This window comes from Streptomyces chartreusis NRRL 3882 (assembly GCF_900236475.1).
In the GTDB taxonomy this organism is placed as follows: Bacteria; Actinomycetota; Actinomycetes; order Streptomycetales; family Streptomycetaceae; genus Streptomyces; species Streptomyces chartreusis_D.
The window spans coordinates 2,218,388-2,233,685 of sequence record NZ_LT963352.1 but is presented as its reverse complement, the minus strand read 5'-3'; the positions used below and the strand labels follow the sequence as shown (position 1 = coordinate 2,233,685).

General features: G+C 70.6%; 12 protein-coding genes and 2 pseudogenes. 8 read left to right on the top strand and 6 right to left on the bottom strand.

The annotated features are described in order from the left end of the window. Positions 1-174: 174 nt before the first annotated feature. The 3 genes from SCNRRL3882_RS09860 to SCNRRL3882_RS09850 all read left to right on the top strand — a co-directional run bounded on the left by SCNRRL3882_RS09860 (position 175) and on the right by SCNRRL3882_RS09850 (position 4,615). Complete coding sequence (locus tag SCNRRL3882_RS09860) at positions 175-2,736, top strand: glycoside hydrolase family 32 protein (protein ID WP_102514776.1); 2,562 nt, start codon at positions 175-177, stop codon at positions 2,734-2,736. Between the two features lie 14 nt (positions 2,737-2,750). Continuing rightward, positions 2,751-3,044 carry a putative quinol monooxygenase gene (locus SCNRRL3882_RS09855; protein WP_010033765.1) on the top strand — a complete coding sequence of 98 codons (294 nt, stop codon included), beginning with the start codon at positions 2,751-2,753 and terminating at the stop codon, positions 3,042-3,044. A gap of 278 nt (positions 3,045-3,322) precedes the next feature. Next, positions 3,323-4,615, top strand: a complete 1,293-nt coding sequence (locus SCNRRL3882_RS09850) for a phosphatase PAP2 family protein (protein ID WP_010033766.1) — start codon at positions 3,323-3,325, stop codon at positions 4,613-4,615. On the opposite strand, the gene SCNRRL3882_RS09845 is transcribed toward SCNRRL3882_RS09850, so the two are convergent. Next, positions 4,605-4,979, bottom strand: coding sequence for a hypothetical protein (locus SCNRRL3882_RS09845; protein WP_010033767.1), 375 nt, complete (start codon positions 4,977-4,979; stop codon positions 4,605-4,607). The two genes, SCNRRL3882_RS09850 and SCNRRL3882_RS09845, sit on opposite strands and share 11 nt — an antisense overlap. Then, positions 4,976-6,688 (bottom strand): cytochrome c oxidase subunit I, encoded by a 1,713-nt coding sequence (ctaD, locus tag SCNRRL3882_RS09840; RefSeq protein WP_173937235.1) that lies wholly within the window; start codon positions 6,686-6,688, stop codon positions 4,976-4,978. Before ctaD ends, SCNRRL3882_RS09845 begins: the two co-directional genes overlap by 4 nt. A 417-nt stretch (positions 6,689-7,105) precedes the next feature. Between ctaD and SCNRRL3882_RS09835 the strand changes: the two genes are divergently transcribed. The 4 genes and pseudogenes from SCNRRL3882_RS09835 (at position 7,106) to SCNRRL3882_RS09820 (ending at position 11,329) form a co-directional block, all read left to right on the top strand. Then, entirely contained in the window at positions 7,106-8,167 is a 1,062-nt protein-coding gene (locus SCNRRL3882_RS09835; protein ID WP_010033779.1) for an N-acetylmuramoyl-L-alanine amidase, read from the top strand. A gap of 76 nt (positions 8,168-8,243) precedes the next feature. Beyond that, positions 8,244-8,646: pseudogene (locus tag SCNRRL3882_RS09830) on the top strand (ABC transporter substrate-binding protein); the annotation flags it as partial. Positions 8,647-8,686: 40 nt separating this feature from the next. Next, positions 8,687-10,013: pseudogene (locus SCNRRL3882_RS09825) on the top strand (ABC transporter ATP-binding protein); the annotation flags it as partial. Positions 10,014-10,210: 197 nt separating this feature from the next. Next, a complete protein-coding gene (locus SCNRRL3882_RS09820) occupies positions 10,211-11,329 on the top strand; it encodes an acyltransferase family protein (RefSeq protein ID WP_010033786.1) in 1,119 nt (372 codons plus the stop codon). A 3-nt stretch (positions 11,330-11,332) separates the two neighbouring features. Here SCNRRL3882_RS09820 and SCNRRL3882_RS41085 read toward each other — a convergent pair whose 3' ends face one another. From SCNRRL3882_RS41085 to SCNRRL3882_RS09810, 3 genes are all read right to left on the bottom strand, one after another. After that, a complete protein-coding gene (locus tag SCNRRL3882_RS41085) occupies positions 11,333-11,494 on the bottom strand; it encodes a hypothetical protein (RefSeq protein ID WP_173937233.1) in 162 nt (53 codons plus the stop codon). 215 nt (positions 11,495-11,709) lie between these two features. Beyond that, entirely contained in the window at positions 11,710-11,934 is a 225-nt protein-coding gene (locus SCNRRL3882_RS09815; protein WP_010033790.1) for a hypothetical protein, read from the bottom strand. Between the two features lie 428 nt (positions 11,935-12,362). Continuing rightward, positions 12,363-12,866, bottom strand: coding sequence for a MarR family winged helix-turn-helix transcriptional regulator (locus tag SCNRRL3882_RS09810; protein WP_010033791.1), 504 nt, complete (start codon positions 12,864-12,866; stop codon positions 12,363-12,365). Between the two features lie 108 nt (positions 12,867-12,974). Here SCNRRL3882_RS09810 and SCNRRL3882_RS09805 point away from each other — a divergent pair, with 108 nt between their 5' ends. Further along, entirely contained in the window at positions 12,975-13,490 is a 516-nt protein-coding gene (locus tag SCNRRL3882_RS09805) for a YceI family protein (RefSeq protein WP_010033792.1), read from the top strand. Between the two features lie 18 nt (positions 13,491-13,508). On the opposite strand, the gene SCNRRL3882_RS09800 is transcribed toward SCNRRL3882_RS09805, so the two are convergent. After that, on the bottom strand, positions 13,509-15,215 hold the full coding sequence (locus SCNRRL3882_RS09800; protein ID WP_010033793.1) for a hypothetical protein: 1,707 nt from the start codon (positions 15,213-15,215) through the stop codon (positions 13,509-13,511). Positions 15,216-15,298 lie beyond the last annotated feature (83 nt).

Genomic DNA, 15,298 nt, shown 5'->3' with positions numbered 1-15,298 from the left:
GGCCGCATGGCGGCCATCATCGGGCCACTCGATGTCATCGATGACACAAGTCAACGATGACTTCTCGGTCGGCGCCTTGGACGAGGGCGCCGACCGAGGCGTCACTTTTCGGTCGGTTCCGCACCGGGCGTCCGTGCTCCGCTGCGCCCGGACGGCCGCGGCACAGGAGACATCATGAGCTCAGGACGTGTACCCCGGCATGCCCGGATCCGGATGATCGCGGCGGTGGCGACCGTCTGCGCCCTGTCCGCAGCCGCGCCGACCCCCCAGGCCGTCGCCGCCGACACCCCGCCGTACTCCGAGACCTACCGGCCCCAGTTCCACTTCACCCCCGAGAAGAACTGGATGAACGACCCCAACGGTCTCGTGTACTACAAGGGCGAGTACCACCTCTTCTACCAGTACAACCCCAACGGCAACTCCTGGGGCGACATGTCCTGGGGGCACGCGGTGAGCCAGGACCTCGTGCACTGGAAGGAGCTCCCGCTCGCCCTGTCGCACGACGACGAGGAGATGGTGTTCTCGGGCAGCGCGGTCGTCGACTGGGGCAACACCACCGGCTTCGGCACCGAGAAGAACCCGCCCATGGTGGCGATCTACACCAGCCACCACAAGGACACGGGCACACAGGCCCAGTCGCTCGCCTACAGCACCGACCGGGGCCGCACCTGGACCAAGTACGAGGGCAATCCCGTCCTCGACATCGGCTCCAGGGAGTTCCGCGACCCCAAGGTCCAGTGGTACGCGCCGACCAAGAGCTGGCTGATGACCGTCTCACTGTCCACCGAGCACAAGGTGCGGTTCTACTCGTCCAAGAACCTCAAGGACTGGGACCTGCTCAGCGAGTTCGGGCCGGCCGGCGCGACGGGCGGCGTGTGGGAGTGCCCCGACCTGTTCCCCCTCGCGGTCGACGGGAACAAGAACAACATCAAGTGGGTCCTCGTCGTCAACATCAACCCCGGCGGCATCGCGGGCGGTTCGGCCGCCCAGTACTTCGTCGGCGACTTCGACGGCAAGAAGTTCACCGCCGAGGACAAGGGCACGTACACGCCGCCCGCCGGCACGGTGATGCAGGACTTCGAGGGGACCGGCTTCGACACGTGGTCGTCCACCGGCACCGCGTTCGGCGACGGACCGACAGCCGGGGCGCTGGCCGGGCAGGGGACCGTCGAGGGCTTCGACGGCAAGGGCCTCGCCAACAGCTTCCACGGAGGTGACGCGACCACCGGAACCCTCACCTCGCCCGAGTTCACCGTCGACAGCCCCTACCTGAACTTCAAGGTCGGCGGCGGACGGCACCCGCACGAGCCCGGGACGCTCCTGGAGCGGGGAGACCCGCCCGCGGGCACGGTCCTCGCCGACTTCGAAGGCGGCAGCTACGGCGACTGGACGGCGACCGGAGACGCCTTCGGCTCGGCCCCGGCCACCGGCACCCTCCCCAACCAGCAGGAGGTCTCCGGGTTCCTGGGCAGCGGCCTGGTCAACAGCTTCTTGAACGGCGACTCCACCACGGGCACCCTCACCTCGCCCGAGTTCACCATCGACAAGAAGCACATCAACTTCCTCATCGGCGGCGGCAACCACCCCGCCGGGTCCGACCACCCCACCGCCCTCGAACTCCTCGTCGACGGCCAGGTGGTGCGCAGCGCCACCGGAAAGGACGCCGAGGCGCTCAACTGGGCTTCCTGGGACGTCGGCGACCTCGCGGGCAGGAAGGCGCGGATCAGGATCGTCGACGACAACACCGGCGGCTGGGGCCACCTCAACGTCGACCACATCATGCTGTCCGACACCGAGGCCCGGCCCGTCTCCCAGGAGACGTCGGTCAACCTGGTCGTCGACGGCCAGGTCGTCCGCAGTGCCACCGGTGCCAACAGCGAGACCCTGGACTGGGCCTCCTTCGACCTGCGCCCCTACGCCGGCAAGAAGGCGCGGATCCAGATCGTCGACATGAACACGGCCGGCTGGGGCCACATCCTGGCCGACCGTTTCACCGCCGCCGACGCCCCCGCCAAGTCGGTCCTGCAGCGCGCCGACTGGGCCGACTACGGCAAGGACTACTACGCGGCCGTGTCCTGGGAGAACGCACCGGGCGGCAGGCGGTACATGATCGGCTGGATGAACAACTGGGACTACAGCGGCGCGATCCCCACCTCACCCTGGCGCGGTGCGCAGAGCGTCCCACGGGAGATGGCGCTGCGGACCGTCAACGGCCAAGTCCGGCTGACCAGCCGGCCGGTGGGCAGCCTGGAGTCCCTCCGGCAGGGCGGCCCGGCGACGGCGACCGGTGTCACCGTCAAGAGCGCCGCGAAGCCCCTGATCGGTCCGGCGGCCAAGGGCAAGGCACTCGACATCGAGGCCACCTTCTCGCTCAAGGACGCCGAACGCTTCGGCCTGAAGGTGCGCACCGGTGCCGGGGGAGAGGAGACCGTGATCGGCTACGACACCACGACCCAGGAGCTGTACGTCGACCGCACCCGCTCCGGTGCCGTGGACTTCAACAGCACCTTCCCCGGTGTCCAGACAGCACCGCTGAAGGCCGAGAACGGCAAGGTGAAGCTGCGGATCCTCGTCGACTGGTCGTCCGTCGAGGTCTTCGGGGGCAGCGGCGAAGCGGTGATCACCGACCAGATCTTCCCCGACCCCGCCAGCCAGGGAGTGGAGGTCTTCGCCGAGAACGGCTCGGTGAAGCTGGACCAGGCCCGCGTCTGGCACCTCGGCTCCGCCCACGACTGACAAGGAACCACAGCATGAAGAAGACCCTGTTCGCCGAGTTCACCGCACGTGAAGGGGCGGAGGACGAGGTCGCCCGCATGATCCTGGAGTACGCCGAGAAGGTGCGCGAGGAAGAGGGAAACCTCGCCTTCGAGGTCTACACCAAGGAGTCCCACCCGCGCGCCTACTGGATCTTCGAGGTGTACCGGGACGAGGACGCCTTCCAGGCACACCTGAAGGCCCCGTACGGCGGCCCGTTCAACGCCGCACTCGCCCCGCTGATCGAGGAGGACGCCTCGGTGCTGACCTTCCTCGATGCGGTGACCTGACGGTCCCCCGACGCGACGCCGGCCGGGCCCGTGGAGGCGAGCCCGGCCGACGCCCAACTCCCGGTGACGGCGCCGCCACGTTCGACGTCCTGTGGGGCGACAAGAAGTACACGTACCGACTGCCCGGGGCGCATCGCTCCGATAACATGTTCGGTCATGCGACGATCACCCCATAGCGACTAACAAATCGAATAAAACAATTGATACCTACCAAAACGCGGATCTCCTCGCGAACAAGACGCGGAATCACGTTCCCCGCATGGTCTCGGCCCCGGACGATGCTGTGGGCCGCGGCGGGTGTGGTGACCCTCGGGTTTCTCGTCGCGCTGGAGATCGCCGCGCGCCGCTACGGGGTGCCCGGGCCGATCACCTCCCAGGTGCAAGAGGTGATCGTCGCCCCCAAGTCGGGCTTCCTGCTGTACGCGGGTATGGCGCTGACGATGGTGGTGCTGACCCGGCGGCAACGGTTCATCGCCGTCGGCCTCGCGCTCGGCATCGACGCCGTCTTGCTGGTCGTGCGATGGGCGGCCGGCGCCGACCTGACGGACGGCCATCCCTTCGGCAACGGCGCGTTGTGGGTGATCCTGGGCTGCGCGGTCATCGCAGTGACGCGCCGCACCGGCCCGGAACGCGTCCTGCTGCTGAAGGGCGTCGGGCTGGGCCTGCTGCTGGTGGCCGGCCGCAAGACCGGTGACACCTGGCTGCTCATCACCTCGAAGACCCGCCCGATGGTGCTCGACCAGTACGTGGCGGTCGCCGACCACGCGCTGGGCAACCCGTCCTGGCTCGTCGGCCGGATCGTCACGGCCACCGGCCCGGTCGGTGCCCGGACCCTCGACTACGTCTACGCCCAACTGGCGGTGGCCGCGGTCGTCGTCGCGCTCTACCAGCTGCGCGACGTGGCGGCCGAGCGCCGCTTCCCGCGCCATCATCTGGTGCGGACCTTCCTGGTCATCGGCCTCCTCGGACCGGGCATCTACATGATCTTCCCGGTCGTCGGACCGATCTTCGCCTTCGGCACCGACGGCGGCCACTGGGCGGTGGCCAACCTGTGGCCGGACCTGCCGACGCCGATCAGCGCCGCACCGCACGACATGCCGTTCGACGAGATCACCCCCCGCAACTGCATGCCCAGCCTGCACACCGCGTGGGCCACCGCGATCTTCATCCATTCCCGCAAGGGCCCACGCGTGCTGCGCTACGCGGGCACGTTCTGGCTGATCGCCACGCTCGCCGCGACGCTGGGATTCGGCTACCACTACGGCGTGGATCTCGTGGCCGGCGTGGTGTTCACGGTCACCATCGAGGCGGCCCTGCGCTCGCTCGAACGCGGCTGGGACCGGTCCGGAACTCAACTCGTCACCTACGGAGCGGCCGTCTTCACGGCGCTGTTGCTCTCCTATCGCTATCTGCCGATGGAGATGGCCGAGCTTCCGTGGCTGTTCGGGCCGCTGCTCATCCTGGCGATGACCTCGGTGATCTACGGCTACGTACGGACCACGAGCCAGTGGGATACGAAGGCCCGGCCGGCGCTGCAGTCGGAGCCGCGGCACGAACTGGTCAGCGGGTGAGCAGAACCGCCAGGGCGCTCACTCCGCCCGCGCAGGCGAGGAGGGCGCAGGCGCAGGCGGCGTGGCGGCGGAGCAGGGTGTGCCGCAGTTCGGCGTAGCGGCTCTCGTACTCCTGTCGCAGCTCCTCGGCCCGCCGGACCGTGCCGCGCAGCAGCTCACGGGTGACGTCGAGGCGCCGGCGGACGTAGTGGCCGGTGATTTCCTCGGCTTGGGCGGTGGTCAGCCACGGCATCCGGGCGCAGAGCTCCTCGGCCTCGCGTCGTGCCTGGTCGCGATGGGCGTGCGCGAGGAGGTAGCCCTCGGCCTCGTCGGCCAGCGCGTGCCGCGGGGTGTCGTGCGGCGCCTCGTGGCCGCCGCGTCTCACGGCCGTTCGCCCTTGTGCCCGTCGGCCTCGACGACGTCGCGCCTGCCGGTGTTCTCCGCCTCGTCCAGCTGGGCCACGTCGGGATGGTGCAGGTCGAAGGCGGGGGATTCGGAGCGGATGCGCGGCAGGGTGACGAAGTTGTGCCGCGGGGGCGGACACGAGGTCGCCCACTCCAGGGAACGCCCGTAACCCCAGGGGTCGTTGACCTCGACCCGCTCGCCCTGCTGGGCGGTCTTCCACACGTTGTACAGGAACGGCAGCGTGGACAGGCCCAGCAGGAACGCGCCGATCGACGAGACGGTGTTCAGCCAGGTGAAGCCGTCCGCGGCGAGGTAGTCGGCGTACCGGCGGGGCATGCCCTCGGCGCCCAGCCAGTGCTGCACCAGGAACGTGGTGTGGAAGCCGACGAAGAGCGTCCAGAAGTGGATCTTCTCGATGCGGGTGTCCAGCATCGTGCCGGTCATCTTCGGCCACCAGAAGCTGAAGCCGCCGAACATCGCGAACACGATGGTGCCGAAGAGCACGTAGTGGAAGTGCGCGATCACGAAGTAGGAGTCGGTGACGTGCCAGTCCAGCGGCGGCGAGCCGAGGATGACGCCGGTCAGACCGCCGAAGAGGAAGGTGACCAGGAAGCCGGCCGCCCACAGCATCGGCGGCTCGAAGGACAGCGACCCCTTCCACATCGTGCCGATCCAGTTGAAGAACTTCACCCCCGTCGGCACGGCGATCAGATACGTCATGAAGGAGAAGAACGGCAGCAGGACCGCGCCGGTGGCGAACATGTGGTGCGCCCACACCGTCACGGACAGACCGGCGATGGCGATCGTGGCGCCGATCAGCCCCGTGTAACCGAAGATCGGCTTGCGGGCGAAGACGGGGATGATCTCGGTGATCACACCGAAGAACGGCAGGGCCAGGATGTACACCTCGGGATGGCCGAAGAACCAGAACAGATGCTGCCAGAGGATCGCGCCGCCGTTCTCCGCGTTGAACACCTGCGCCCCGAAACGGCGGTCGGCCTCCAGCACCAGCAGCGCGGCGGCCAGCACCGGGAACGCCAGCAGCACCAGCACCGAGGTGAGCAGCACGTTCCAGGTGAAGATCGGCATCCGGAACATGGTCATGCCGGGGGCGCGCATGCAGATGATCGTGGTGATGAAGTTGACGGAGCCGAGGATGGTGCCGAACCCGGACAGGGCCAGGCCCATGAGCCACAGGTCCCCGCCGACCTGGGGAGTGCGCTCCCCACCGCTGAGCGGGGTGTAGGCGGTCCAGCCGTAGTCCGCGGCGCCCTGGGGGGTGAGCAGGCTGCCGAGCACGATCAGGCCGCCGAAGAGGAACAGCCAGTACGACAACATGTTCAGCCGCGGGAAGGCCACGTCCGGGGAGCCGATCTGCAACGGCATCACCGCGTTGGCGAACCCGGCGAACGTCGGCGTCGCGAACAGCAGCAGCATGATCGTGCCGTGCATGGTGAACGCCTGGTTGTACTGCTCGTGGGACAGCCACTGGATCCCCGGCCGGGCCAGCTCGGCCCGGATGGCCATCGCCAGCGCCCCGGCGATGAGGAAGAAGACGAACGACGTGATCAGGTACAGGTGCCCGATCTTCTTGTGGTCCGTGGTCGTCACCCAGGAGACGATCACCTGGCCCGGGCCGCGGCGCTCCGCCGCCGGTACCGGAGCGGCCGGTTCGGTATGTGTCGCCATGAGTTCCTCGATCGGCAGTGCGTGTCTGACCCGCCGGAAACTAGTCCTCCTGATGCGGAACAGCCGTCCGACGTGGGGCTCCTTGGGGCCGAACGGCCGAGCGGTCCATACGAATGAGTGGTGTTCCGAGGTAGGCGGTCGGCAGGTGCGGACGAAAGAGGAGTCGCTGCGTCCCGCGCTGCCCTGCCCTTCCTGATGCGGCAGCGTCGTAATCTCGCCGAATTTGTGTGCGGGCGTACGGCGAGGTGAGCGATGAGGCAAGCGGCGGAAGAATGGTGGGTGAGGGCCTGGCGGGGTACCAGGGCAGGTTCGGGCGAAACGAGCCGCCGGGCACACTCCGCAACCGCGACCGCTGTCTTCGGACCGGCACGAGTGTCTTCGGACCGGCACGAGCGCGCCGAAACGGAGGACCGACGCATGGCCACACCGCTCACCGCCGCCCGGCTCGTCGCCGCGCTGAAGGCCGAGGGCTGCGCCGTTCACGAGGTCGGCGGATGGCGCACCCACAACCGCAACCACAAGGGCCCGTGGGGTCCCGTGCACGGGGTGATGATCCATCACACCGTCACCGGGCCCGGCACGGACGTCGTCGGTCTGATCTACCACGGCCACAGCGCCCTGCCCGGTCCGCTCGCCACCGGATGCATCACCAAGGACGGCGTCGTCCACCTGACCGGCAACGGCCGGGCCAACCACGCCGGCGGCGGCGACGGTGACGTTCTCGATGCCGTCATCGGCGAGTCGTACGGCACGTATCCGCCCGCGACCCACGAGCACGACGGCTCGGCCGGCGCGGTCGACGGCAACGCCCGTTTCTACGGCTGGGAATGCGAGAACAAGGGCGACGGCAAGGACCCGTGGCCGAGCGCCCAGTACATCGCCATCGTCAAGGCCACGGCCGCGATCTGCCGCGCGCACCGCTGGGGCCCCAAGAGCGCGATCGGACACCTGGAGTGGAGCGACTGGAAGGTCGACCCGCGCGGGTTCGACATGGCCGGCTTCCGCCGTGACGTCGCCGACGCCCTGGCCCTCCGGGCGGGCCTGTGGGAAGGAGAGGACCCCATGCCGCAGTACGTCAACCTCGGTGCCGCCGGGGGCTATCGGCTCGCGCCCGGTGCCTGGGACTCGGTCGAGTTCGCCACGGAGTGGGCCGACGAGACCGGCGACCACGCCACCGGCGGGAGCGTCTTCGTCCGCGGCCCGGCCCGTTTCAGCGGGAGCGTCAGCCTGCACATCGACGGGCTGCCGGCGGGTGCGGTAGTCCAGGCACGCATGTCGGAGTACGAGGGCGACCAGCACCGCGCCGACCACCCGATCCACGAGATCGTCGGGACCGGCGGCGGCACCTTCGCGGTCGTGCCCCTGACGAAGCGGCTCCCGTCCGGCCGGAGCATGCGGGTACGGCTGCTGAACCAGGCCGCCGGCCCGGTGACCGTCGCGAGCGCGGTGCTGACCGTGCTGGTGTGGAAGGAGACCTGAGTCCCGGGCTCCAGCGCGCTACCGGGTCGGCAGCCCGGGACCCGTGCAGCGCACGTTCGCCGACGGCACTTCTCCGCGCACCGACCGGCCGCCCTTCGACGACGAGCGGGTGCGCCAGGCGTTCTTCCTCATCGCCGACCGGAAGGAGCTCGTCGACGGAGCCCTGTCCGGGGCCGGCGAGGTCGGCAACGACCTGTTCGGCAAGGGCTACGAGTACTACGCCGACGGCCTGCCCCAGCGCGAGCAGGACCTCGACCGCGCCCGCGCCCTGCTGAAGCGGGCCGGCGCCGGGAAGCTGAGGGTCACCCTGGACACCTCGGCCGTCGCCGCCGGTTTCACCGAGGACCAACCCCACCAAGTGGCAGCACAAGGACTTCGACGCCCTCTACCAGCAGGCCCAGTCGACCCGCGACAAGACCGGGCGGGCGGCCGTCTACGAGCGGATGCAGCGCCGTCTGTACGCCGAGGGCGGCTTCCTGCCGCCCTGGAGAAGAGCCCGAGAACGAAGGGACGGCGGCCGTGACCGAGACGGACCAGACCCCGACGCCGCAGCCCGTGGCCGAGATCCGCGACCTGCGCGGCGAGATCGACGGCCGTGCGATCGTCGACGGAGTCCGCCTGCGCGTGCTCCCCGGCCGTGTGACCGCCCTGGCCGGCGCCTCCGGCAGCGGCAAGACCACCACCGGCCTGGCGCTGCTGGGGGAGTACCCGGCCGGTGCCCGGGTCACGGGGGAGGTGCGCCGGTCCGGGGACGGTCCGGTCGGGTACGTGCCGCAGCATCCCGCCGCCGTCCTCAACCCCGCCCGCCGCGTCAGCGCCCTGCTCGACGACATCGCCCGCCCCCCGGGTACGCCACCTGCCCCGGCGCGAACGCCGCGGCGCGGCCCGCGAACTGGTCCTGCGGGCCCTGTCCGACGCCCAGCTCCCGGACGCCGAAGCCGTGCTGCGCCGCTACCCGCACCAGCTCTCCGGCGGCCAGCAGCAACGCGTCGTCCTCGCTCAGGCCCTGCTGCTCGGCGCCCGCGTCATCGTCGCCGACGAACCCACCACCGGCCAGGACGCGCTCACCGAGAGCCGGATCGGCGACCAGCTGGCGGCGGTCGCGGCCCGCGGCATCGGGGTCGTCCTGCTCAGCCATGACCTGGACGTCGTCCGTGCCCTCGCCGACGAGGTCCTCGTCATGCGCGCCGGACGGGTCGTGGAGTCGGGGCCCGCGGCGCGGCTGTGGGCTGCGCCCCGCCACGCGTGGACCCGCCGGCTGCTCGACTCACAGGGGGCCGCGCCACAGGACCGGCCGAGCGGCGACGCCCGGCAACCCGCGCTGGTGGTACGGGACCTGACCGCCGTGCACGGCCGCGGCAACACCGTCCTGCGCGTCCCGCACCTCGCGCTCCACCCCGGCGCGTGCCTGGCCGTCGTCGGCCGCTCCGGCAGCGGCAAGACGACGCTGGCCCGCTGCCTCGCCGGCCTCCACCGCGACCACGACGGCGACGTCCTGCTCGACGGCACACCGCTCCCGCGCAGCCTGCGCCACCGCAGCCATGCCCAACTCGCCGCCGTGCAATACGTCTTCCAGGACGCGCGCGCCGCCTTCGACGAGCACCGGCCCGTCCTGCACCAGGTGGCCCGTACTGCGGTACGGCTGCCGGGTGCCGGCGAACGGGCGGCGACCGAGGAGGCGTCGGCCACCCTCGCCCGTCTCGGACTGCCGGCGGAACCGGCCCACCGCCGCCCCGGCGAACTCTCCGGCGGCGAACTCCAGCGCGCCGCCCTCGCCCGCGCCCTCCTCGCCCACCCCCGCGTTCTGGTCTGCGACGAGATCACCTCAGGACTCGACACCGTCACCCTCCCGTCTCCCTCACGGAGACGACCGCCCGTCTGGACACGTATACCCGGGCATGAACCGAAGCGAGTCACCCCCGTCACGAGTTGAACCGGGGCACGGCCCTGTGATTAGGGTGCGTGCGATGTTCTGCGCAGACGCCACCCCCTTATCCCGGGCAAGACGAGGCACAGCCGGTTCCGGCTTCTTCGGGAGGGCCCGTGAGTGACACGGTGACGACGGCCCGCCCGGTGGCCGAAGGGACCGGGGCCCCGCGGGGAACGGAACGGGGCGCTGCGGCCCGCCCGGCGCGGCAGCGGGACGCGTTCTTCGACAACGCCAAGTACCTGGCGATCGTGCTGGTGGCGGTGGGACACGCCTGGGAGCCGCTGCGGTCGGGCAGCAGGGCCGTCACCGCGCTCTACATGCTCGTCTACGCGTTCCACATGCCGGCGTTCATCATCGTCTCCGGCTACTTCTCGCGCACCTTCGACGGGAGCCCGGCGCGCCTCAAACGCCTGGTCACCGGTGTCGCCGTGCCGTACGTGGTGTTCGAGACGGCGTACACCCTGTTCACCCGGTGGACCAGCCAGGACCCCGACCGCCCGGTCAGCCTGCTGGATCCGCTGTATCTGACCTGGTTCCTGGCGGCGTTGTTCGTCTGGCGGCTGACGACGCCCCTCTGGCGGCATGTGCGGTGGCCGCTGCCGACGGCCCTCGTCATCGCGATGCTGGCGACGCTCTCGCCGTCCATCGGGCACGACCTCGACCTCCAGCGCACGCTTCAGTTCCTGCCGTACTTCGTGGCCGGCCTGCTGCTGCGGCCGGAGCACTTCCGGCTGGTGCGCCGGCGGCAGGCGCGGATCCTCGCCGTACCGGTGGGCGTCTGCGCGCTGGGTGTGGCGTACTGGGCGGTGCCGCGGATGAACTACGCCTGGTTCTTCCACGCCGACAGCGCCCGGGAACTGGCCGCCCCGTTCTGGTACGGGCCCGTGATGACACTGGCGGCCTTCGGCTGCTCGGCCGTCCTGGTCGCCTGCTTCCTCGCCTGGGTGCCCGGGCGCCGGACGTGGTTCACCGTGCTGGGCGCGGGCACGCTGTACGGCTATCTGCTGCACGGTTTCGTCGCGCAGGCCGCCACGTACGGGGGCTGGTACGAGCCGGCCTGGGTCCACGGACCCGTCGGCGTGCTCGCCGCCACCCTGGTCGCGGCCGTGGTCGTCACAGCGCTGTGCACGCCGTCCGTGCGGCGGGTCTTCCGCTGTGTGACGGAACCGGGGATGGCGTGGGCCTTCGGCACGGGGAACGCGGCCCCGCCGCGGGGCGATGCCCGGGCGTGAGGCCTACTGCTGGGGGCTGGGTTCCTGCTGGACCGGTGCGTGCCCGTTCAGGGCCTGCGTCATCTGGTGCTGCGTCTCTTCGGCGACGACGCGAGCCTCCTCGACGACGTCGCCGCGTTCGCGTATGAGGCTTTCGTAGATCGGAAGTTCTTCGGTCCGGGTCAAGTCGGGTTTCACAGGGTTTGTCCTAACGCTTTACAGCCGGGTCTGAGGGGCCCGTGTAAGTCTGCGTCATGCCGTGCCGCGGTGTTACCCACCCCCGTCGTGTCCAGAATTCCGTCACGAGCTTCGCGAATTCCCCACCTTTGCGACCGTGGGGAAGCGCCCGGGTACGGCGAAGGCCCCGGGAACGCGTCCCGGGGCCCTTAGCGCGGATGCCGTCAGAGCGACGTCGTGTGAACGGCAGCGCTGCCGCCGGCCGAGGCGCCGTCCGACGACAGGGACCCCTGGAGGTCGGCGCAGACGCCCGCGGTCAGGGGCTCGACCAGGCCGCTGGAGAGGCTGCCCACGAGGCCCACGGAGGCGCCGCCCGCCATACCGCCGGAGACGGTCTCCAGGTCGGCGTCGGACAGCTCGGCGATGTCGACCCGAGAGGTGAGGTTCATTGGAGGTGTTTCCCTTCGCGTGAATATCTCGCAATGGCGGCGAGCGTGGGGGGTTGCCGAGTTCAGAACCGAGATTCCGCACCGACGGCTCCGCCGTGCGCAGGATCAAAGCACTCCGCGGGAGAAAAGTTCCAGCCGCCTCCCGGCACCGCACCGCGCCTTTCGGTGACCGTCTTCACCACCATGACCACGGGCACACGAAATGCGCCCACTTCTTCACACACCCTGTCGCCCCGTCGTGCGCACGGGTATTGCGCCCCGATTCCCGAAGCGGGCACTTCGGCGCCAAATCCCCGTGCCACGGCACTGACTTGGCGCCCTGCGTGCCGTCCCCCGGCGTCCTGGCGAACCGTGTGCAGATGTGCTGGAGGTTCCGATTCCGTTTAGTCGGGCCGCCGCGACCGGCGTCTCCGGCTCCCGGACCTCCCTCAGTCCGGGCGGGACTCCTCGGCGAGGTCCGGCACCAGCGCGCACAGCGCCTCCCGCTGGTCCGGGCCCATGAAGCGGGCGAGGGACTGCGTCACCGTCTCGGCGAGCGGGCCGGAGGCCTCGGTCAGGAGGCGGCGGGCCTTGTCGGTGAGGGTGACCTCGACACCGCGCCTGTCGCCGCACACCGACCTGCGGGTGACGAGGCCGGCGTGCTGGAGGCAGGCGATCTGGTAGGTGAGGCGGGTCTTCGGGCGGCCCAGGAGCTCCGCGACGCGCGTCATGCGCAGGCCGCCCTCGGGCTGCTCCGCGAGCAGGCACAGGATCAGGAACTCGTCGTGCGAGACGTCCAGCTTCTCCTTCACGACCGAGCGCAGCCGCTGCTCCACGGCCCCGGTCGCGGCGAGCACCAGCATCCAGGCGCGCAGCTCCGCCGGCAGCAGCCCGCTGCCCTCGGTGAACGGGCATTCGGGCAGGTCGGCGGGGTGCTCCTGGGGGTCGGCCATGCATCCAGCGTACCTGTCGTCCAAATTTGGAGAAGAGGGTTGTTCAATTTTGGACGAGACGCTAGCGTGCAGTCATCCAAATTTGGACGATATGAGTGGAGGAAGATCATGACCGTCGCCGTGGAAACCGGACTGTGGCAGCTCGACACGACCGCTTCGACCGTCGGCATCCGGCACAAGACCATGTGGGGCCTGGTCACCGTGAAGGGCACGTTCGGCGCGATCAGCGGCTCGGGCGAGGTCCGGTCCGACGGGTCCGCCGTCGGCACCCTGACCTTCGACGTCGCCTCCCTCGACACCAAGAACGCCAAGCGCGACACCCACCTGAGGTCCGCCGACTTCTTCGACGCCGACCACCACCCCGAGATCACCTTCGTGGCCCGCAGCGCCGAGCTGCGCGACGGCGACCAGGTGCACATCGTCGGTCAGCTCACCGTGCGCGGCGTCAGCAGGCCGCTGTCCCTCACCGCCCGACTGAAGGACGGGAACGCCACGGGGCTCACGCTGGAGACGGAGTTCAGCGTGGACCGGGACCAGTTCGGCATGGGCTGGAACCAGCTGGGCATGATCCGCGGCCTGACCACGGTCACCGCCGGCCTGCGCTTCGTCCGGACCAGCGGCTGACACGACCCCGGCGCGGGTTCAGCCCGTTCGGTGCACCGCCTGCTGCACATCCGCGCTCGACAGGGTCTGCGGCGACGCCGTGAACGCGCGCAGGCGGATCCGGGCCCCCGGCCGGGGCAGGGTGAACCGGCCCGAGGGCGGCCGGAGTTCATAGCGGGCGGTGGCATGCCCGGGCAGACTGCGCGGCCCCCGGACGACCTTCCAGTACGGGTCCATGCCCTGGCCCATGGTCAGGGTGAAGTGCGGGGCGAGGGCCGTGCCGTCCGTGTTGGTGACCTGCAGCGTGAGGCGGGAGACGGTGGCCGCGGTGGCGTGGCGGACCGCGACGACCCGCATCCGCAGGGGCGGCGTGCCCGTCGCCGCCACGGCCGCGCCACCCAGCGCGGGCATGAGCAGCAGCACCGTCAGGGCGATCCGGGCCGGGCGGCGCCGCGGGCCCGACAGCGACCGCGGACGGGGCTGCCACGCCCCGGCGAAGGCCGACGCGGGCGCGGTGACGGCCGCCGCCAGCCACAACGGCGTCATCAACAGGTAGTAGCCGTCCTGGGAGCGGGTCGCCAGATAGAAGGCACACCAGGGCAGGACCGTCGCGGCCGGCCCCAGGCGCCGTACGAACAGCACGAACAGCGCGAGCAGGCCGGCGAGCAGCAGCAGGCTCGCGGAGGAGTACCAGTCGAGCCGGTCACTGCCGTCGGTCAGGTACAGCGAGATGTCCACCACGCCCTGCCCGTGCAGCACCGCGCCCTGCGTCAGCGGCAGGGCGATCCCCGTCAGCCAGGTGCCCGGCTCGCTGACGGCGAAGTAGGTGTTGATCAGCAGCCACACGGTCGCCGCGGCCCCGGCGAACCGCAGCACCACCAGCGCCGCGGCCCGGCCGCCCAGTTCGCCGCGGCGCACCGCGTAGATCCCGGCCAGCAGGAACGGTGCCAGGAACCAGGGGAGTTGCTGTGCCGCGCACGCCGCCCCCAGGCATGCGGCCCGTGCCAGACCGGCCGCCCGGAGCCGCCCGCCCGCGCCGATGCGGGGCCAGCGCACCACCACCGGCACCAGCAGGGCCAGGGCCACGACGGCCGGGTAGCCGAGCCGCCCGTACGACGGAAGCATCCCGAAGCCCAGACACACCATGGTCGCCGCCGACCGCCACGGCGCCGGCAGCATCCGCCACAGCACGACCGTGCCGGCGACCAGCGCGCCCGTGCTCACCGCCGTCGCCGGAGTGCCGCCGTGGCCCAGCCACAGCAGCGGCACGGCCAGCAGCGGGGCCAACGGCGGATAGCCGTAGGTGAGGTCGTAGCCCCCGGTCACCGTCGGGGTGAGGGCCACGCCGTGGCCGAAGAGCCAGGGCCACGGCTGTCCGTACACCGGATGCCCCGCGGCCACCTCCCGTGCCGCCTGCGTGGTGAGCAGCGCCTCGTCGGAACCCCGGTGCAGCATGATCCACGCGCACAGGGCGAGCGTCACACCCGTCACCAGCACGCACAGGTCCACCCGCGCCAGTGACCGTTCCCGGCGGACGACCAGAGTCAGCACCCCGCACGCCAGGATCGAGGCATAGCACACCGAGATCACCGCGGCCACGGCCGGCCGGTGACTGGCCGCCGTCGCCCACACCGCACGGGTGCCGATCAGCAGACTGATGTCGGCGAGCAGGGTCAGGACGCGGTGCCACTGGGCCGGGGACGGCGGCACGGACGCCGCCGACTGCGTGCGCGGGCCGGGCACCACCAGCGTGGTTTCTGCCGAGTACACGCCGAAGGACGCTAATCGCCGCCGGTGAGCGGGGCCCGGACGGTGGTGAAGAGACGGGT